This window comes from Leucobacter sp. Psy1, assembly GCF_020096995.1.
In the GTDB taxonomy this organism is placed as follows: domain Bacteria; phylum Actinomycetota; class Actinomycetes; order Actinomycetales; family Microbacteriaceae; genus Leucobacter.
This window is the reverse complement of sequence record NZ_CP083692.1, coordinates 2,482,582-2,501,572: the sequence shown is the minus strand read 5'-3', so window position 1 is coordinate 2,501,572 and position 18,991 is coordinate 2,482,582. Positions and strand designations below refer to the sequence as shown.

At 67.4% G+C, this 18,991-nt stretch carries 18 protein-coding genes; 15 read left to right on the top strand and 3 right to left on the bottom strand.

The window, feature by feature from the left end; translation table 11 throughout:
- The first annotated feature begins 160 nt into the window (after positions 1 to 160).
- Together pth and mfd are read left to right on the top strand one after the other, a co-directional pair.
- Positions 161 to 751, top strand: coding sequence for an aminoacyl-tRNA hydrolase (gene pth, locus K8P10_RS11870; RefSeq protein ID WP_224779116.1), 591 nt, complete (start codon positions 161 to 163; stop codon positions 749 to 751).
- On the top strand, positions 748 to 4,419 hold the full coding sequence (gene mfd / locus K8P10_RS11865; protein ID WP_224779115.1) for a transcription-repair coupling factor: 3,672 nt from the start codon (positions 748 to 750) through the stop codon (positions 4,417 to 4,419). Before pth ends, mfd begins: the two co-directional genes overlap by 4 nt.
- Before the next feature lie 39 nt (positions 4,420 to 4,458).
- Here mfd and K8P10_RS11860 read toward each other — a convergent pair whose 3' ends face one another.
- Together K8P10_RS11860 and K8P10_RS11855 are read right to left on the bottom strand one after the other, a co-directional pair.
- Positions 4,459 to 5,682: an acyl-CoA dehydrogenase family protein gene (locus K8P10_RS11860; protein WP_224779114.1), complete on the bottom strand. Its 1,224-nt coding sequence runs from the start codon at positions 5,680 to 5,682 to the stop codon at positions 4,459 to 4,461.
- Positions 5,683 to 5,770: 88 nt separating this feature from the next.
- Positions 5,771 to 6,268: a hypothetical protein gene (locus tag K8P10_RS11855; protein WP_224779113.1), complete on the bottom strand. Its 498-nt coding sequence runs from the start codon at positions 6,266 to 6,268 to the stop codon at positions 5,771 to 5,773.
- Between the two features lie 140 nt (positions 6,269 to 6,408).
- Here K8P10_RS11855 and K8P10_RS11850 point away from each other — a divergent pair, with 140 nt between their 5' ends.
- From K8P10_RS11850 to K8P10_RS11790, 13 genes are all read left to right on the top strand, one after another.
- Positions 6,409 to 7,404, top strand: a complete 996-nt coding sequence (locus tag K8P10_RS11850; protein ID WP_224779112.1) for an MBL fold metallo-hydrolase — start codon at positions 6,409 to 6,411, stop codon at positions 7,402 to 7,404.
- Positions 7,405 to 7,509: 105 nt separating this feature from the next.
- Positions 7,510 to 8,388, top strand: a complete 879-nt coding sequence (locus K8P10_RS11845; protein WP_224779111.1) for an NAD(P)-dependent oxidoreductase — start codon at positions 7,510 to 7,512, stop codon at positions 8,386 to 8,388.
- Positions 8,385 to 9,173, top strand: a complete 789-nt coding sequence (locus K8P10_RS11840; protein ID WP_224779110.1) for an enoyl-CoA hydratase — start codon at positions 8,385 to 8,387, stop codon at positions 9,171 to 9,173. The genes K8P10_RS11845 and K8P10_RS11840 overlap by 4 nt, the downstream gene beginning before the upstream one ends.
- A gap of 64 nt (positions 9,174 to 9,237) precedes the next feature.
- Positions 9,238 to 10,017 (top strand): MazG nucleotide pyrophosphohydrolase domain-containing protein, encoded by a 780-nt coding sequence (locus tag K8P10_RS11835; protein WP_224779109.1) that lies wholly within the window; start codon positions 9,238 to 9,240, stop codon positions 10,015 to 10,017.
- Positions 10,018 to 10,069: 52 nt separating this feature from the next.
- Complete coding sequence (hisS, locus tag K8P10_RS11830; RefSeq protein WP_224779108.1) at positions 10,070 to 11,383, top strand: histidine--tRNA ligase; 1,314 nt, start codon at positions 10,070 to 10,072, stop codon at positions 11,381 to 11,383.
- A gap of 96 nt (positions 11,384 to 11,479) precedes the next feature.
- On the top strand, positions 11,480 to 11,914 hold the full coding sequence (locus K8P10_RS11825; RefSeq protein ID WP_224779107.1) for a VOC family protein: 435 nt from the start codon (positions 11,480 to 11,482) through the stop codon (positions 11,912 to 11,914).
- Between the two features lie 70 nt (positions 11,915 to 11,984).
- A complete protein-coding gene (gene eno / locus K8P10_RS11820) occupies positions 11,985 to 13,283 on the top strand; it encodes a phosphopyruvate hydratase (RefSeq protein WP_224781280.1) in 1,299 nt (432 codons plus the stop codon).
- A 5-nt stretch (positions 13,284 to 13,288) separates the two neighbouring features.
- Positions 13,289 to 13,795: a septum formation initiator family protein gene (locus K8P10_RS11815; protein WP_224779106.1), complete on the top strand. Its 507-nt coding sequence runs from the start codon at positions 13,289 to 13,291 to the stop codon at positions 13,793 to 13,795.
- Positions 13,792 to 14,298, top strand: coding sequence for a DUF501 domain-containing protein (locus tag K8P10_RS11810; protein WP_224779105.1), 507 nt, complete (start codon positions 13,792 to 13,794; stop codon positions 14,296 to 14,298). The genes K8P10_RS11815 and K8P10_RS11810 overlap by 4 nt, the downstream gene beginning before the upstream one ends.
- Before the next feature lie 190 nt (positions 14,299 to 14,488).
- On the top strand, positions 14,489 to 15,835 hold the full coding sequence (locus K8P10_RS11805) for an NAD(P)/FAD-dependent oxidoreductase (protein ID WP_224779104.1): 1,347 nt from the start codon (positions 14,489 to 14,491) through the stop codon (positions 15,833 to 15,835).
- Positions 15,836 to 15,922: 87 nt separating this feature from the next.
- Positions 15,923 to 16,114, top strand: coding sequence for a hypothetical protein (locus K8P10_RS11800; RefSeq protein WP_224779103.1), 192 nt, complete (start codon positions 15,923 to 15,925; stop codon positions 16,112 to 16,114).
- Positions 16,115 to 16,506: 392 nt separating this feature from the next.
- The gene (locus K8P10_RS11795; protein WP_224779102.1) at positions 16,507 to 17,052 is read left to right on the top strand and encodes a hypothetical protein; all 546 of its coding nucleotides are present in this window, start codon (positions 16,507 to 16,509) and stop codon (positions 17,050 to 17,052) included.
- 75 nt (positions 17,053 to 17,127) lie between these two features.
- Entirely contained in the window at positions 17,128 to 17,517 is a 390-nt protein-coding gene (locus K8P10_RS11790) for an isoprenylcysteine carboxylmethyltransferase family protein (protein ID WP_370631865.1), read from the top strand.
- Here K8P10_RS11790 and K8P10_RS11785 read toward each other — a convergent pair.
- The gene (locus K8P10_RS11785; RefSeq protein ID WP_224779101.1) at positions 17,505 to 18,989 is read right to left on the bottom strand and encodes a helix-turn-helix transcriptional regulator; all 1,485 of its coding nucleotides are present in this window, start codon (positions 18,987 to 18,989) and stop codon (positions 17,505 to 17,507) included. The genes K8P10_RS11790 and K8P10_RS11785 overlap by 13 nt on opposite strands.
- Positions 18,990 to 18,991: the final 2 nt, after the last annotated feature.

Below are 18,991 nucleotides of genomic sequence, written 5' to 3'. Positions count from 1 at the left end.
CGGCCGCCTCGGCGGGCTTTGACGTTGCCGGGGTGGGGGCGTCGTGTCAGAAGAGGGTGAGAAGATATTGCGGGGTTGGATCGATCGGCTCGTCAACCGGCGGAACGGGTCGGGAGAAGACCGGCAGCGCGCGGATGAGCGCAGAAACGAAGGAGAAGTCGTGAGCGGCGATGCATGGCTCGTAGTGGGACTCGGAAATCCGGGCGCCCAGTACGAGGCGACCCGGCACAACGTCGGGCAGCTGGCATTGGACGTGCTCGCCGACCGGATCGGCAGTCGGTTCTCTTCGCACCGCACGAACGCGCGCGTCGCCGAGGGGCGGACTGTTCCCGGGGGGCCGAAGCTCATCCTCGCGAAGCCGAACAGCTTCATGAACACGTCGGGTGGCCCGGTCTCGAGCCTCGTGAAGTACTACGGCGTCGACCCCGATCACCTGATCGTGCTGCACGACGAGCTCGACCTGCCGTTCGACTCGCTCCGCCTGAAGCGCGGCGGCGGTCACGGCGGACACAACGGTATTCGCGACATCGCGCGCGCCCTGGACACCCCCGACTTCTCGCGGGTGCGGATCGGCATCGGCCGCCCGCCCGGTCAGCAGAGCGCCGCGGATTTCGTGCTGAAACCGTTCGCGTCCGTCGAGCGGCAGTCGCTCGGTGTGCTCCTGGAAGACGCGGCCGACGCGACCGAAGCGCTCGTCGTCGACGGGCTCACGGCTGCGCAGCAGCGCTTTCACGGAAGGCCGGCGAAGTGAGTCTCGCGGGGCTGGACCGGATTCTCGAGCGCTCCGACTCGTTCGCTCGAGCGCTCGACGCGGCTGACCGCGACACGGAGTTCGCGGTCACGGAGGGCATGCGCGCGCCCCTCATCGCAGGCCTGGTGCGCCGACGGCGCGAGCAGGGGCACACGGGTCCGTTGCTCGTCATCGCGGCGACGAGTCGTGAGGCTGATGCACTGCGGGGTGCGATCGGCTCCCTGCTGCCCGAGGCGGAGACGACCGAGTTCTCGGCTTGGGAGACGCTGCCGCACGAACGGCTCAGCCCGAGCGCGGAGACGGTGGGGCGCCGGTCCGCGGCGCTCCGCATGCTGCGCGAGCACGACGGATCCCGCCCGCTCGTGATGGTGGCATCGGTGCGGGCTGCGCTGCAACCGGTGTCCCCGCACGCCTCCGCAGCAGAGCCGATCGTGCTCCGGGCAGGCGAAGATTCCGCCGGCCTCGATGTCATCGCACGACGTCTCGTGGAGCTCGCGTACACCCGGGTCGACATGGTGACGCGCCGGGGCGAGTTCGCGGTGCGCGGCGGAATTCTCGATGTCTTCCCGCCGACCTCCGAGCAGGCGATCCGCGTCGACTTCTTCGGCGACGAGGTGGATCAGGTGCGCCGCTTCGGCGTCGCCGATCAGCGGAGCGCGGGCGACCCGATGCCGAGCGTGGAGCTCTGGCCCGCCCGCGAGCTCCTCCTCACCGACGAGGTGCGTGCTCGAGCCGCCGAACTGCTCCCGCGATTTCCGGCTCTGAGCGGTCTGCTCGAGCGCATGAGCGAGGGGATCGCGGTCGAGGGCATGGAGAGCCTGCTGCCGCAGCTCGTGCCAGGGTTGACGCCGCTCACGGGTCTGCTGCCCGAGGGCGGGGCGATCCTTGTGGCGTCGCCGGAGAAGGTCGCCAGTCGCGCGGTGAGCCTCGCCGAGACCAACCGCGAGTTTCTCGAGGCCGCGTGGCACGCGGCGACGGCGGGAGCCGACGCGCCAGTGCCGACGGACGACAGCGGCATGCTCACGATGCAGGAGCTGCGACGAGCCGCTGACGGGCCGTGGTGGAGCGTCTCGAGTTTTGTCCACGATGAGGATCCCGAGTCGCTCGACGCCCTCGACACCGGGGCGGACTCCGAGATCGGCGAGGTGCGTCTGCTGCGCACGGAGCTGACGGTGAGCGGCACCCCCGTCACGAAGCGCTCGGGCGCCGACGCGACGGAAGCGGCCGTGTCGCTGCTGCGCGAGCGCTCGGAGTCGGAGTGGATCGCGGTCGTCTCAGCGCAGGGCAGTGGCTACGTCGAGCGGGCGAGGGACCTGCTGGCCGAGGCCGGCGTTGCGGCCCGCATGGTCGACGCGCTCCCCGACGAACCGGAGACCGGTGTCGTGTACCTCGTCCGCGGGACGGCGTGGACCGGGTTCGAGAGCACCGAGGCCAGGGTGATCTTCGCCACGGAGGCGGAGTTCTTCGGGCGCACCGTCTCGAGTCAGGCGCAGACCGGGCAGAAGCTCGCGAAGCGGCGCGGCAAGAACGTCGTCGACCCCCTCAAGCTGAATCCGGGCGACTACGTGGTCCACGAGACGCACGGTATCGGCCAGTTCGTCGAACTGACGCAGCGCATGGTGCCGAATGGCATCGGGAAGAACGCGACCAAGTCGCTTCGCGAGTACCTCGTGCTCGAGTACGCCTCATCGAAGCGGGGTATGCCGAAGGACAAGCTCTACGTGCCCACCGATCAGCTGGACCAGCTGTCCCGCTATGTCGGCGGCGAGGCCCCGGCGCTGTCGAAGATGGGCGGTGGCGACTGGGCCTCGGCGAAGAAGAAGGCACGCAAGGCGGTCCGCGACATCGCGGTGGAACTCGTGAAGCTCTACTCGGCGCGCATGGCCTCGAAGGGGCACGCCTTCTCCCCGGACACGCCGTGGCAGCACGAGCTCGAGGAGGCGTTCCCGTACGCGGAGACCGTTGATCAGCTCACCACCATCGACGAGGTGAAGCGCGACATGGAGCGCCCGCTGCCGATGGACCGGCTGCTCGCGGGTGACGTGGGCTTCGGCAAGACCGAGGTCGCGGTGCGCGCCGCGTTCAAAGCGGTGCAGGACGGCAAGCAGGTCGCGATCCTCGTGCCGACAACGCTGCTCGTGAACCAGCACCTCGAAACGTTCCAGAACCGCTTCGCCGGGTTCCCGGTGCGGATTCGGGCGCTCAGCCGCTTCCAGACCGATTCCGAGGCCCGTGACACCATCGAGGGACTCGCCGCCGGGACGGTGGACGTCGTCATCGGCACGCACCGATTGCTCTCCGAGAGCATCGTCTACCGCGACCTCGGTCTCCTCATCGTCGACGAGGAGCAGCGCTTCGGCGTCGAGCACAAGGACTCGCTGAAGAAGTTGAAGACCGGCGTCGACATTCTCGCAATGAGCGCGACCCCGATCCCGCGCACACTGGAGATGGCGGTCACGGGCATCCGCGAGATGTCCACGCTTGCGACGCCGCCTGAGGATCGCCATCCGATCCTCACGTTCGTCGGCGCGCGCAGTGACAAGCAGATCGCAGCGGCCATCAGGCGCGAGATGCTCCGCGAGGGGCAGGTCTTCTTCGTTCACAATCGAGTCTCGTCGATCAACCGCGTGGCGTCGCAGCTCTCTGAACTCGTGCCTGACGCGCGGATCGCCGTCGCGCACGGCAAGCTCTCGGAGTCTCAGCTCGAGCGCGTCGTGCTCGACTTCTGGGAGCGGAAGTACGACGTGCTCGTCTCGACGACGATCGTCGAGACCGGACTCGACATCGCGAACGCGAACACCATCATCATCGACAACGCCGACAAGTACGGGCTCAGTCAGCTGCACCAGCTGCGCGGGCGCGTCGGCCGCAGCCGAGAGCGCGCGTACGCGTACTTCCTGTACGACCCGGATCGCCCGCTCACCGAGACGGCGCACGAGCGCCTGGAGACGCTGGCGACCAACAACGAACTCGGGTCGGGCATGCAGGTCGCGCTCAAGGATCTGGAACTGCGCGGCGCGGGCAACCTGCTGGGCGGCGAGCAGTCCGGGCACATCGCCGGGGTCGGGTTCGACCTCTATCTCCGCATGATCGGCGAGGCCGTCAGCACGTTCAAGGGGGAGGAGACGCAGGGTCCCACCGAGCTCGTGCTCGAACTCCCGGTCGACGCCCACATTCCCGAGGACTACGTGGAGAGCGAGCGGCTGCGCCTGGAGGCGTACCAGAAGTTCTCCGCCGCAGCGCATCCGCAGGCGCCCGACGATCACGTGGACCTCGTACTCGAGGAGCTCACTGACCGGTACGGCGAACCTCCGGAGGAGGTGCGGCAGCTGGCAGCGGTGTCGACGCTCCGGCGGCAGGCGGCGCGACTCGGGCTCTCGAAGATGGTGGCGGCCGGTCCGGCGCTCCGGATGGAACCGGTCGAGCTTGCCGGCTCGCGGAAGATGCGCATGAACCGGATGTACCCGGGAGCGCGCTACACCGAGTCGACCCGTGCGCTGCAGGTGCCGCTGCCGACGGCCGTCGAATCGAGCGCCGGGTCGCGCAGCCCGCTCGCTGGGGTCGCAGCCGGACGCGGGGCGGACACCGCGGCGGACGGAGACATCGTCGCGTGGGCGCGCCGCGTGCTCACGCTGCTGCTCGAGGAGGATGCCCCGGCATCCGTCTGACGTCGGGGCATCCGTGAGTCGACATCGCGGGAGGGGTACTCAGGCGAACGCCGACAGACCCGTGATCTCGCGTCCGATGATGAGCGCCTGCACCGTTTCGGTGCCCTCATAGGTGTGGATCGCCTCGACATCGGCGAAGTGCTTGGCGACGCGATTCTGCAGCAGGATCCCGTTGCCGCCGAGCAGGTCGCGCGCGTTGCGGACCACATCCCTGGCGGTCCGGGTCGCGGTGAATTTACCGAGGGAGGCGCCTGGCGCGGTGAGCTCGCCGGCATCCTCGGCGCGGGTGAGCTGCATGAGCAGCGTCTGCAGACTGGTCACGGCGCTCAGCATTTCGGAGAGCCGCGTCTGCACCACGGGCGACGCCGCGAGGGGTCGCCCGAACTGGATGCGCTGCCCTGCGTAGTGCACCGCTGTCTCGTAGGCGGCGGTGGCGTGGCCGAGCGCGGCCCAGCCCACTCCGAGTCGCGTCGCCCGCAGCACCTTGCCGGTGTCGGCGAAGCTGTTGGCGCCCGGCATCTTCGCCGAGGCGGGCAGGCGAACCCCGTCGTAGGTGATGTGGGCCTGCCAGATCGCGCGCAGCGAGCCCTTCCCCTCGATCACGTCGGCGTGGTAGCCGTCAGACTCCTGCGGAACGAGGACGCCGTGCACCTGCCCGTCGTCACCCCGCGCCCATGTGACGGTGACGCCGCCGACGGTGCCGTTGCCGATCCATTTCTTGTGTCCGTCGACGATCAGTTCGTCGCCCTCGCTCCTGGCGCGGGTCTCGAGGCTGACGGAATCCGAACCGTGCGTGGGCTCGGTGAGGGCGAACGCGCCGTACTCGGTTCCGTGCGAGAGCGGGGCGAGCCAGCGATCCCGCTGCTCTTCTGAGCCGCACATCGCGATCGAACGGAGGGCGAGGCCACCCTGCACGCCGACGATGGTGCCGATCGATCCGTCGCCGCGGCTCAGTTCCATGGCGACGAGGCTTGCTGCGAGCAGGCTCTGCTCCTCGAACCCTGGGACCTGCACGCCGTCGCGCAGCAGGTCGAGCTCTCCGAGCCTGCGGATGAAGTGGAGGGGGTAGTCGGCGCGTTCCCAGTACTCGCTGATGACGGGACGCACTTCGTCCTGCACGAAGGTGCGAGCCCGCTCGCGGAACGCGCGGTCAGCTGCAGGGATGTCGCGGAAGACGCCGGAGACATCGGGGTCGAGCGGTTCCCAGAGCTCGTACTCGGGTTCAACTGTGCCGAGGGCGGTGTGGGTGGGGGTGCGCGTCATTGCGGCTCCTCGTTGGTGAAGGGTGCGGGAACGTGCGTGGGGGTGCCCTGTCGCGACAGTTCGCACGCGACAGGGCACCCCGGTGCAACTAGGAGTTGCAGACCTCGTTCAGCTCAGTCGTGGCCGACTGGATGTTCTCGGTGTGGGTCTGCATGGCGGTCTGCAGCTCGGTGGCCTGCGCCTGCATCTCCTCGGCCTGGGCCATGGCGTCGGGGTCGGTCGGGTCGAAATCGGCCATGTTCGGGATCTCGAGGCCGCTGAGCTCTTCGGTCAGGCCGTTGATGGCAGTCGCGAAGTTGTCGACGGCGGGCTTGACCTCTTCGTTCGTGACCTCTTCCTGGGTCTTCGCCAGAGCGTCGTTGACGGGAGCGAAGAGGGCGTCGAAGTCGACGTCCTCGCCGTTCATCATGCTGTCCATCGCGGACTGCGAATTGTCCTGCACCTCGGTCTGCACCTCGGCGAAGTTGTCGTTCGCGATCTTGCACGCGTCTGCGGTGCTCTGGCCTCCGGCGCACCCGACGAGCGCGATCGCGAGCCCGGTGGCGGCAATGAGTCCGCTCGCGCGGCCAATCTTCTGGGTGTCCATGGTTTCTCCCCGTGTGTATGTATATCGAGAGCGTGGAGACTTTTCGGCAACGCTCGTGCGGCAGTTTACTGACTTCTGTGTGCATTGCGAATCATGTTGTCGACCGTGGAGTGCCCCGTGCGACCACTACGATGGCTCGAATGACCGTCGTGCGACCCATCAGCGAACCGCAACGCCGCGCCTTTTCCCGTGGGGAGATTCCGCCGATCGAGGAGGTGCGCGAAGGGGTGTGGTCCGTCGCGATGCCGATGGGGGATCATCGCCTGCCGTATTCGTTCTGCACCGTGATCGACGGGGGCGACGGAGCGGTGCATCTGATCGACACCGGCGTGGACGACGCGACGACGCGTGAGACGCTCGAGACAGCGCTGAGAGGCCTGGGCCGCCGACTCGTCGACGTCGCCTCGGTGACGCTCACGCATCTGCACGGCGATCACGCCGCACTGGCCCAGTGGGTGCGCGGTATCTCGGGTGCATCGGTTCGCATGCACCGCGCCGATGCGACGGCGCACATCTCCCGTGCCGCGCTGGCCTCGGCGCCGGCGCTCGACGCGGTCCTCGCCGGCGCCCCGCGCGACATGGCCGATCAGCTCCGCGACATCGGGTCGCGCCCGGCGAACCGAGCCTTTCCGCTCACGGTCGACGAGGTGCTGGTCGGTGGAGAGCGCCTCCGGTTCGGCGAGCGTCGCGCCTCGGTGCTGCGCGTACCGGGCCACACCCGCGGCAGCATCGCGCTGCTGCTCGACGAAGACCTCATCTGCACCGGCGACCACGTCCTGCCGGTGATCAACCCGGGAGTCGGGCTCGGCGGACGGGCCGCGGGGGACAATCCTCTGGACGACTACCTGCGCTCCTTGGATGTCATGAGCGATGTGGCGGAACGGTATCCATCGATCGAGGTGATTCCCGGTCACGGGTATCGATTCACCGGGCTCGGCGCTCGGTGCGATGAGCTGCGGGCGCACCACGCGAAGCGTTCCGCAGAGGTCGGTGCCGTGATCGCCGCGGATCCGGAATCGACGGTCTGGGATGTCGCGTCGCGACTCCGCTGGACCGGAGGGTGGGAGCACCTCGACGACTTCCCCCGCTTTTCCGCGCTGGCGCAGACGCAGATGCATCTCGACCGGCTGAATTGAGGATTGCTCCAAAAGGGTAGCGGTCGGCTTGTCGGCTCGCGATAATCGGGGCCGGTACGCTCGTCGGCACGATCGGGTCGACTTGCACGAGAGCAGAGGAGCACGATGACGAACACACCGACGCTGGCCGGAAAGACCCTCCTCATGTCGGGCGGCAGTCGCGGCATCGGCCTGGCGATCGCGCTCCGTGCCGCGGCCGACGGTGCGAACGTGGCGATGCTCGCGAAGACGGATCAGCCCCACCCCAGGCTCGAGGGGACGATCCACACCGCTGCAGCCGCGATCAGGGAAGCCGGCGGCGGTGCGCTCGCCGTTATCGGCGATGTCCGCGAGGATGCCGACATCGCACGCGCGGTCGACGCGACAGTCGCGGAGTTCGGCGGCATCGACATCGTCGTGAACAACGCGAGCGTGATCGACCTCTCGCAGTCAGAAGCGCTCGCCGAGAAGAAGTACGACCTCATGCAGGACGTGAACGTGCGCGGAACCTTCATGCTCTCTAGGGCGGCGATCCCCGCACTGCGGCAAGCGGAGAACCCGCACATCCTCTCACTCTCGCCGCCCGTGAACCTCCGCCCGCACTGGCTCGGCGCCCACACCGGCTACACCCTCGCCAAGTACGGCATGACTCTCGCCACCCTCGGCTTCGCCGCGGAGTTCGCAGACGCCGGCATCGCCGCGAATACGCTCTGGCCCCGCACCACCATCGCGACCGCCGCCGTGCAGAACGTGATCGGGGGAGACCGGCTCATGGCGGCTTCTCGCACACCTGAGATCTACGTCGACGCGGCCTACCGCGTCCTCACACGGGATGCGCGGGAGCGCACGGGGCAGACGCTCATCGTCGAGGACGTGCTCGCCGAGGACGGCATCACCGACTTGTCGGGGTACGCGGCGGTCCCCGGTACACCGGACGAGGCGCTCTTCCCCGATATCTTTCTGGATGAGGCGGAGCCCGAGACGCAGACGACAGGAGCATCATGACCCCGAACGCTGAGCCTACCGAGACGATCCGAGTCGAGGAGCGGGGGCGGGTGGGTATCATCACCCTGCACCGGCCCGAGGCGATGAACGCCCTCAACCGCACGATGGTGCGCGAAATCGCGGTGGCGGCACGTGCCTTCGATGACCGCGAGGACATCGGTGCGATCGTGCTGACGGGGTCGGAACGGGCGTTCGCCGCAGGCGCCGATATCAAGGAGATGGCGGATCTCTCGGCGCGGGATGCCTATGTGGGAGGCCTGTTCGCCGAGTTCGCGGAGATCGAGCGACTCCGCACCCCGGTCATCGCCGCTGTCGCGGGGTACGCCCTCGGCGGCGGTTGCGAGCTCGCGATGGCCTGCGACTTCGTCATCGCCGCTGACACCGCCCAGTTCGGGCAGCCCGAGATCAATCTCGGCATCCTGCCCGGTCTCGGTGGGAGCCAGCGCCTGCCGCGAGCGATCGGCAAGGCGAAGGCCGCCGAGATGGTGCTGACCGGCCGCATGATGGGCGCCGAGGAGGCCGAGCGGTCGGGGCTTGTCGCTCGCGTGGTCCCCGCCGATGACCTGCTGGATGACGCGGCGCGGACCGCCGAGACGATCGCCGGCAAGTCGCTGCCCGCCGTGTACTCCGCGAAGGAGTCGCTGCAGGTCGCGTGGGAGAGCACGTTGTCGGAGGGGCTGCGGTTCGAGCGGCGCTCGTTCGCCGCCGCGTTCGCCCACGAGGACCAGTCCGAGGGGATGCGCGCATTCGCGGAGAAGCGGAAGCCCGACTTCCGGCACCGCTGAAGCGCTCGGTTGCTCCGGCGGCTTCCGCCAGGGCGTTCTCGGGAGGGGCGGATAGGCTCGGAGCATGGACACGTCGGACGACGGAGGCAATGGAGCAGTGGTGGAGCAGGACGCACCCGAGGGACTCGAGCAGGTTGACCGGCCCAGTGCCGAAGGGGGCACCGACCCCCTCCAACGCGTCGTGGAAACCGTGCGACGCCTGGTCTGGCCCGGCGGCTGCGCGTGGCACGAGGCCCAGACCCACGAGTCTCTGACGCCGTACCTCGTCGAGGAATCCGCCGAGTTCATCGACGCCGTCGAGCGTCAGCAGCCCGCTGGCGAAGTCCGCGGCGAGCTCGGCGATGTGCTCTACCAGGTCCTCTTCCACGCGGCGATCGCGGAGCGCGACGACGAGGGGTACGACCTCCAGAGCGTGGCGGACGCCCTCGACGAGAAGCTCCGCGCCAGGCACCCGCACGTGTTCGGCGACCGCGGCCACATGACCGTCGAGGAACTGAACGCGGAGTGGCAGCAGCTCAAGGAGGATGCGGCCGGCGAGAGTCGCGGCAGTCGCGGAGCGCTCGACGGAATACCGGCGGGCATGCCCACCCTGGCGCGCGCGGCGAAAGTGGTCGAGCGCCTGAAGCGAGCGCGCCTCATCAACCCAGACGAGGCGGTCGGCGTCGACCGCGATCCGCTGTCGGCTGCCCTGGGTCCCGACGCGGAGCGCATCGCCGAGGTCGGGATCGGGGACGCGCTGCTGAACCTGGTCACGCGTGCGAACGCCGCTGGCGTCGATCCGGATCGCGCGCTCCGTGGCGCGGTGGACCGGTTGGCCGCTCGCGTGCTCCACCAGGAGGGCTGATCCCCACGCGTAGGTCGCGGGCGACGCACCGTGTCATGAGAGGATGGAACTCATGGCAAGTCAGGTGAATCCTCCGCGCGGTATGCGCGACTTCCTCCCCGCAGACAAGGCCCGTCGCGAGCACGCGCTCAGCGTGATCCGCGGTGTCTACCGTGCCCACGGCTTCGACGAGATCGAGACGCCCGTGGTCGAGGACTACGACAGGCTCCACGCCGGGCTCGGTGGGGACAACGAGAAACTCTCGTTCTCCATCCTGAAGCGGGGCATCCGTCCGGAGCAGCTCGCCGCCGCCGCGGAGCGGGGCGACGCCGAAGCCCTCGCCGATCTCGGTCTGCGCTTCGACCTCACCGTTCCGCTCTCGCGCTTCTACGCCTCTCACCGGGCAGAGCTGCCGCCCGTCTTCCGTTCGATCCAGATCGCCCCGGTGTGGCGCGCCGAACGGCCGCAGCGCGGTCGGTACCGGCAATTCGTCCAGGCGGACATCGACATCATCGGTGAACCGGGCCTCCTCGCCGAGGTGGAGCTCGTCACCGCGTCGTCGCAGGCGCTCGCCGAGCTCGGTCTCGAGGGCTGCGTCATTCGCGTGAACGATCGCCGAATCCTGTTCGGTCTGCTCGGCCACTGCGGACTCTCGGCAGCAGACCACGATCGCGCGCTCATCACGATCGACAAGCTCGACAAGATCGGTGCGGCCGGTGTCGTCGCCGAGCTCTCCGAGATCGATGCCGTCGCAGCCGAGCGCGTCGGCGAGGTGCTGCTCGGCGTGGAGCCGCTGCTCGCAGGCGACGGCATCGTCCTGCGGCGTGAGGACGTCGCCGCGGTGCTGCCCACGGCAGAGCCCGATACGGATCTCGCGCAGGGGATCGACAATCTCGCCGCGCTCGGCGCAGCGCTTGCCGACGCGCTGCCTGACGGGGTCGCGGTGCGATTCGACCCGACCCTCGTGCGCGGCATGGGGTACTACACCGGCACCATCTTCGAGGTCGCTCACCCGGGCTCCGGAAGTTCGGTTGGGGGCGGGGGCAGGTACGACGGCATGATCGGACGGTTCCTCGGACAGGACGTTCCAGCCGTCGGCTTCTCGATCGGCTTCGAGCGGATCGTGGACCTCATCCAGTTGCCGGAGGGTGACGGTGCCGACGCCGTCGTCCTCGTCCACGATGCCGACGTGCCGCTCGAGACACTCGGAGCACTCAAGCGCGAACTGGTGGCAGGCGGGCACCGGGTGCGGCTCGAGAAGCGGCAGAAGAACATGAAGGCTCTGCTCTCCCGTGTCGCGGCCGAGGGCTGGTCGCGCTTCGCCGGCGTTCGTGCCGATTCGGCGACGGATCCCGCTGCACTGGAGTTCCGCGCGCTGAGCGACTGAGTCCGGCCGCGCAGCGACCCCTTGACGGGTACTGGGACCGGTGCGACGCTATCCCCAGAGCCGCTACCTGCGCGGCCGCGAGCAAGGGAGCCGCGCATGAGTACTCAGATCTTCGTCAACCTCGCCACCGACGACCTGGAACGATCGAAGGCGTTCTACACGGCCCTCGGTGGCACCATCAACCCCGACTTCACCGATGACAACGCCGCATGCATCGTCTGGTCCGAGCAGAATTACTTCATGGTCCTGCGGCGCGATTACTTCGCGACGTTCACCGAGAAGACCGTTGCCGACGCGCGGACCACGGCACAGGCGATTGTCGCGCTCTCGCGGGACTCGCGCGACGACGTGAACGCGACCGTCGAAGCGGGATTGGCAGCAGGCGGCAGCGAACCGCGGGATGCGCAGGACTACGGCTTCATGTTCTCGCGCACGCTCGAGGATCCCGACGGCAACATCCTCGAGTTCCTGTACATGGACCCGGCCGCCGCGGAGAGCGGCCCCGAGGCATGGGAAGCTCAGCAGGGGTGACGGTAGACTGTGCTCCGGTGGGTTTCGCCCGCCCGAACCGGAAGCATCGGCCCGACCCTAGGAGTGCATGGTGGCATTTATCGACGCAGTGATCGCCCGCGAGATCCTCGATTCCCGTGGCAACCCGACCGTCGAGGTCGAGGTCGGCCTGAGCGACGACTCGGTCGGGCGAGCAGGGGTGCCATCCGGCGCCTCTACCGGAGCGTTCGAGGCGTATGAGCTCCGCGACGGCGACAAGGGTCGCTACCTCGGCAAGGGTGTCGAGAAGGCCGTGGAGGCCGTCTTCACCGAGCTCGCCCCCGCTGTGGAGGAGCTGCCGGCCGATGATCAGCGCATCGTCGACGCCATGCTCATCGAGGCTGACGGCACCCCGAACAAGCAGCGCACCGGAGCGAACGCTATCCTCGGCGTCAGCCTCGCGGTGGCGAAGGCGGCGGCGGACTCCGCTGGCCTGCCGCTGTACCGCTACCTCGGCGGGCCGACGGCGTGCACGCTGCCCGTGCCGCTCATGAACATCATCAACGGCGGAGCGCACGCCGACACCGGCGTCGACATCCAGGAGTTCATGGCGGTGCCGCTCGGTGCCGACTCGTTCGCCGAGGGGCTTCGCTGGGGCGTGGAGGTCTACCACTCGCTCAAGGCGCTCATGAAGGAGCAGGGGCTCGCGACGGCACTCGGCGACGAGGGTGGCTTCGCCCCCGACCTGCCGAACAACGCGGCTGCCCTCGACCTCATCGTCGAGGCCATCACGCGCGCCGGTTACGAGCCCGGCCGTGATATCGCCCTCGCGCTCGACGTCGCGTCGACCGAGTTCTTCGAGAACGGCGTCTACCGCTTCGAGGGTCAGGATCGCACGGCCGCCGAGATGACCGAGTACTACCGCGACCTCGCCGCGAAGTACCCCCTCGTCTCGATCGAGGATCCCCTCGCCGAGGACGACTGGGAGGGCTGGCAGCAGCTCACGGTGGAGCTCGGCGACCGCCTGCAGCTCGTCGGCGATGACCTGTTCGTCACCAACCCCGAGCGCCTTGCCGATGGCATCGCACGCGGAGCGGCGAACTCGCTGCTCGTGAAGGTGAACCAGATTGGCACGCTCACCGAGACCCTCGATGCGGTGCAGATGGCGCAGCGCGCCGGCTACACCGCGATCCTGTCGCACCGTTCCGGTGAGACCGAAGACGTGACGATCGCCGACCTCGCGGTCGCGACCGACTGCGGTCAGATCAAGACCGGTGCTCCGGCGCGCAGCGAGCGCGTAGCGAAGTACAATCAGCTGCTCCGCATCGCAGAGGATCTCGGACCCGCGGCACGGTACGCCGGCCGCAGCGCGTTCCCGAAGTTCTCGGCGAACGAGTCGCAGGCTTCCTGAGCCCCATGGCGAAACGCTGGACCGAAGACGTCGGGGCGTGGGCCTCGAGTCTTCGGTTCAGCGGCTTCACGATATTGATCGTCGGGCTTGTTGTCGCCGGCGCGCTCATCCTGAGCCCGACCCTGACGACGTTCGTGCAGCAGCAGCGGGAGATCAAGGAGCTGCGCGAGAGCGTGCAGCTGCACCGGGACGCCGTCAACGAGATCGATGCCGAGCGGGAGAAGTGGAAGGATCCCACCTACATCCGCTCTCAGGCTCGTGACCGGCTCTTCTACGTGCTGCCGGGCGAGACGCAGCTGAGCGTCATCGATGACGCCGAGATTCCCGAGGACGTCACGGAGACCACCGAGGCCGAGCTCACGCACATCGATCGCGATTGGGTGAGCAGTCTCGCGGGGTCGCTCATCGCCGCAGGCACCACCGATGCCGAGCCAGAAGAACTCACGCGCGCCGGGCTCGGAGACGATCCGCCGGCCGAACCCGCAGAACCTTCCGAGGAGGAAGCCGAATGACCCGATCCCCGTATTCCGAGCCGACGGCGGAAGACATCGCGACCGTGAGCGAGCAGCTCGGCCGTGAGGCCCGTGGCGTGGTGGGGATCGCGGCCCGCGATCGCGACGGCGTGCCAGCCGTGGTCGCGACGGCGCCCCGCCTGCCGGACGGATCGCCGTTCCCCACCTTCTACTACCTGTGCCACCCCGAAGCGGTCGCGGCGGCATCGCGGCTCGAAGCCGCCGGTGTGATGGCCGAGTTCAACGCCATGCTGGCGGAGGACGAGGATCTCCGGGCGCAGTATCAGCGTGCCCACGAGGCCTATATCCGGGATCGTGACGCGCTCGACGACGTTCCGGAGATCGCCGGCGTGAGTGCCGGAGGCATGCCCACGCGGGTGAAGTGCCTGCATGCGCTCATGGGCCACGCGCTGGCCGCCGGTCCAGGGGTGAACCCGATCGGTGATCTCGCCCTTGAGCGTGGGGACTGGCGCGGCTACGTCGGTGGAGCGCGCGACGCCTAGCGTCTGACCTCGCCTACGCTCCCGATCTGGCGAATTTTCTGCGGAAAAGCGTGTGATTCCGGCATATCCGTCACTCAGTGTCGGCGTGCCGATGTAGGCTGGGCTGGTCGGGTAAAAGTTGCCCGTTATTGGCGCGCCCGAGATTCCACTTCGAGCGCGTTCCCGCTGTGTGTTCCAAGGAGACTGCTTCGTGGCGAAGAAGATTCTGATCGTTGGTGGCGGCTATGCGGGCTTCTACACTGCATGGAAGCTCGAGAAGCTGCTCCGTTCCGGTGAGGCCGAGGTCACGATTGTCGACCCGCTTCCCTACATGGCGTACCTGCCGTTCCTGCCTGAGGTGGCTTCTGGTTCGATCGAGCCGCGCCACGCGGTGGTCGCGCGCCGTCGTCACCTCAAGAGCACCGTGAACATCGCGGGCAAGGTCACCGCCATCTCGAACGCGACGCGTACGGTGACCATCGCGCCGAATGAGGGCGAGCCATTCGACTTCGCCTACGACCAGCTGGTGATCACGACCGGTTCGGTGTCGCGTACCTTCCCGATTCCCGGCGTTGCCGACAACGCGATCGGCATGAAGACGATCGAGGAGGCGGTTGCCGTTCGCGACCGCATGGTGGCGAACTTCGAGGAGGCGGCTTCGCTGCCGAAGGGCTCGCCCGAGCGCGAGCGCCTGCTCACCGTCACCGTTGTCGGCGGCGGTTTCGCCGGTATCGAGTCGATCGCCGAGCTGCGCTCGTTCGCGACGTCGCTGCTGCGTCACTACCCCGAGATCGACTTCGAGGAGACGCAGTTCCACCTGGTCGAGGCGATGGGGCGCATCATGCCCGAGGTGTCCGAGGCCACGGCCGACTGGGTCGTGAAAGATCAGACCCGTCGCGGCGTGAACATTCACCTGAACACGCAGCTCTCCTCCGCGGTCGACGGCAAGATGGAACTGTCGACCGGTGAGGTCTTCGAATCCGAGCTCATCGTCTGGACGGCGGGCGTCATGCCCCGCCCGTTCCTCCGCGGCACCGACCTGCCGATCGGCCCCCGTGGTCACGTCATCGGCAGCCCGACGCTGCAGGTGAACACCGAGGACGGCGAGGTCGTCGAGGGCGTGTGGACGGCGGGAGACACGTCGCAGACGCCCGACATCTCGTCCACTCCTGGCCCCGGCGGCTTCTGCGTGCCGAACGCTCAGCACGCCGTGCGCCAGGGCAAGCTGCTCGCGAAGAACATCGTCGCGACGCTTCGCGGCGAGGGAGTGCATGAGTACAACCACAAGAACGCGGGTGCGGTCGCAGGCCTGGGCGTGAACACTGGTGTGTTCCAATCGGGCAACTTCGCCATGAAGGGCTACTTCGCCTGGCTCGCCCACCGGTTCTACCACGGCCTCGCGATCCCGACGTGGGAGCGCAAGTGGCGCGTGTTCGGCGGTTGGGTCGGCCACTTCTTCCTGGGCCGCGACATCGTGAACATCGAGATGGTGCAGCAGCCCCGCGCGATCTTCCAGGAGTTCGCCTCACGGCCGAAGCCCGCGGAGAAGTCCGAGTAGGGCACCCTGTCGTGTCGAGATCCCCCGCAGCCCCGCTGCGGGGGATCTCGTGCGTTACGGGGAGTACGAGCGATTCGGAGGTGGCATATGAGCCACCCGCGCTGGGTCGCGGCATCCGACATCCCGCTCTTCGTCCTCGCCTCGGCGCTCGCTGCGTCGGGCCTCCGCTGGCCGCGACACGTCGCCGTCACCTGGACCGTTCTCGTCGCGATGCTGGCACGAACCCGAGCTCTCGCACTGTACGCGCCGCTGCGACGCGCGTGTCGAGATCCTCGTTAGCAAGAAACGTCACGTTCACACGCGTGCCCGGCGGCATGAAGTCCGCCTCCTCGATGAGTGCTGTGTGTCCTTCCCGGTCATCTCGAGCGAGAAGTTGCTGAGGAGTTCCTCGGGGCCAGAGACCGCAATCGGTTCAGTTGGCATTACGGGGCTCTCCCCTCTGCGAAGCGGCACTGCGGCGTGAGATCCACGCTACGAGTCGGGGACGCTCGAACGGAAGCCAAAACGCTGGGCAATGTGCCACGTCTGCGGTGTTAGGTACATAAATTAAGACTTTTGTCCAATTTACAAGGGGCTGTTCCGCGCTTACGGTTCTTTTTAGGGGGGGAAGCGGAAGGAGAATACCTTCTTGTGGGAGTCGACCGGCACAGGTCAAGAGCAATGGAGACACGATGAAACTGAAGACTATGGCCGTGAGCATTCTTGCCATCAGCCTCGCTTTTCTGTCAGCAACACAAGCGTCTGCACAGGACGATTCCCTCGTCAAGATAGGTGAGTCGCCAGGGTTGGACGCTGTGGAACATGCTGATGATGTGACGCTTGACATGCTGCAAGAGCTGTCCCAATCGCAGACTCGTGATGAGATCGATGAGATCTGGGAGGGAGACGCTCCAGCGGTGGGACTTGCGGAGGACGATGGAACGATCAGCGCCGCAGTTCCTATCGAAGAAGAACCGGCAGTCTCCCCACTCATTTCTTGGATCGCACCCGGATGCACCACGACGAGTATTTGTCTGATAAGTACGAAGAATGTCCATTTCGGGTACGACGGTACCGGGACGTTGAAGGTCGATTTGAGAAGCATTCGCACCGCAGCAGCCGGGTCAAAGCAGACGAAGTTCACCCGTGATACCGGAACTGTCTATACCGTCAACGCTGGCAAGCAAGCTCGATTCGCGACGCCCGCGCGCATCGTGAAGCTCTATCGCTGGTATTGACCGTGAACTAGATGTAGCGTCCAGGGGCGTTACTCGATCTGGACCACGTGACATCGACGAGAACCTCCGGGCAGAGTGGAGCTGCTATTACTACGCACTCTCACTCCCGGAGGTCCTCATTTCCTGTCGCGCATCAGACTATGTGGGCTCTTCGAAATTGAGGGTGTAGTAGGGAGCTCCGGAGCGGCGCCGGGGCCGTATCGATTCGTGCGCAATGCCATGGCGGTCGCGGGCATCGTGCAGGCGATCGGCGTGGGCCTGCTCGCGAGCTCGTGGCTCACCCTGCTCTACGCCGTATGCGGTATCGCCTACTGGCACGCACTCGTGCGCCCGTTCGAGGAAGCAGATCTCGAGGCTCGCTTCGGTGAGCGCTTCCGCGCCTATCGGAACCGAGTCGGCACGTGGGTTCCCCATCCGCGGTGGTCATCGTCGACAGTGGGGAGCGGGGCTGATCAGTCCTCCTGACGCTCGTCGTGCGGAGCGTGCTTCGAGAGGAAGCGGTACATCTCACCGTCGTCGACACCGGGGAACGAGCCGGTCGGCAGCGGCGCGAGCACGTGGGCGTGCATGCGGGCGCTCGGCCACGCCTTCCCCTCCCACCTGGAGAGCAGTTGCTCTCCAGGCGTGCGGCAGCAACGCGGATCAGGGCACGTGGACGTGGTGCGCACCGGAGTGTCACGGCCCCGGAACCAGCGGGCGTCATCGAACCGCACACCGAATGCGACGGAGAAGGCTCCGTCCTCCGACTCGCCGGTCTGGACGCTCGACCAGTAGGTGCCAGACGGGGTGTCGGTGTACTGGTAGTACTCGGTGGTGCGGTTCTGCCTATTGAAGGCAGTGCGACCCGCCCACTTATGGCAGAGCGGCTGCCCCTCGATGGACCCGGAATGGTCTGCGGGGAACGGCATGCCGTCGTTCTGGTAGCCGCGATGCAGTGCCCCTGTGGAATCAGTGCGGTAGAAGTGGGCGTGGAGGTCGAGATGCTCCGTGGCTAGGTTCGTGAAGCGGTGCGCCGCGGTCTCGTGCGTGACGCCGAAGGCGTCGCGCAGATCCTCGATCGCGATATTGCGGTTCCGCTTCGCCTGCTGCAGGAACTCGACGGCGCGCGCTTCGGGGATCAGGCACGCTGCCGCGAAGTAGTTGATCTGCAACCGCTGCTCGAGGAACTCGGCGTAGCTCGCCGGACGCTCGTGGGAGAGCACGCGGTGCGCCATCGCCTGCAGCGCCAGGGAACGGAGCCCGTGGCCGCCCGGAATCGAGGCCGGCGGCAGGTAGATGCGCCCGTTCTCGAGATCGGTGATGCTGCGCGTGTTCGAGGGGAGGTCGTCGGCGAAGATGAGCGTGAAGCCCATCATCTCTGCCATCAGTGCGACTTCGCGGTGGGTCACGGCGCCGGTCGTGTGCCCCACGCGACGCATGAGGTCGGAGGCGATCCGCTCGATCTCGCCGATGTAGTTGTTCCGCTCGAGCATCTGCATGCGGATCGCCGTGTTCGCGCGTCGTGCCTCCTCCGGGGTGGCGGCGGCCGCGCGAGAGCGCCGAGCGAGTTCTCGGTGGAGCCCGACGAGCGCTTCGAGCGCTTCATCGCTCAACGATTTCGGCGAGCGGATGTGGGGAAGGGCCAGACCCGTGTATGCGGGAGACGACTGGGCGCGCTCGAGGTCGAGTTCGAGCTCGCTGCGCCGGTCGGGAGCCTCCTCTGCCAGCAGGTCGGAGACCTCGACCCCGAATTCAGTGGCAAAACTCTGCAAATGTGACACGCGGGGCTCGCGCTTCCCGTTCTCGAAGAGGGAGATCTGGCTCGTGCCGACGCCGGTGCGAGAGCTCAACTCCTCAAGCGTGAGGCCGGATCGCGAGCGAAAATGCCGGAGACGTTTGCCGAGAACGAGTCGGCGCAGGTCGGCCGCGGAGAGCGTGGACATCAACTCGGGTGCCATGA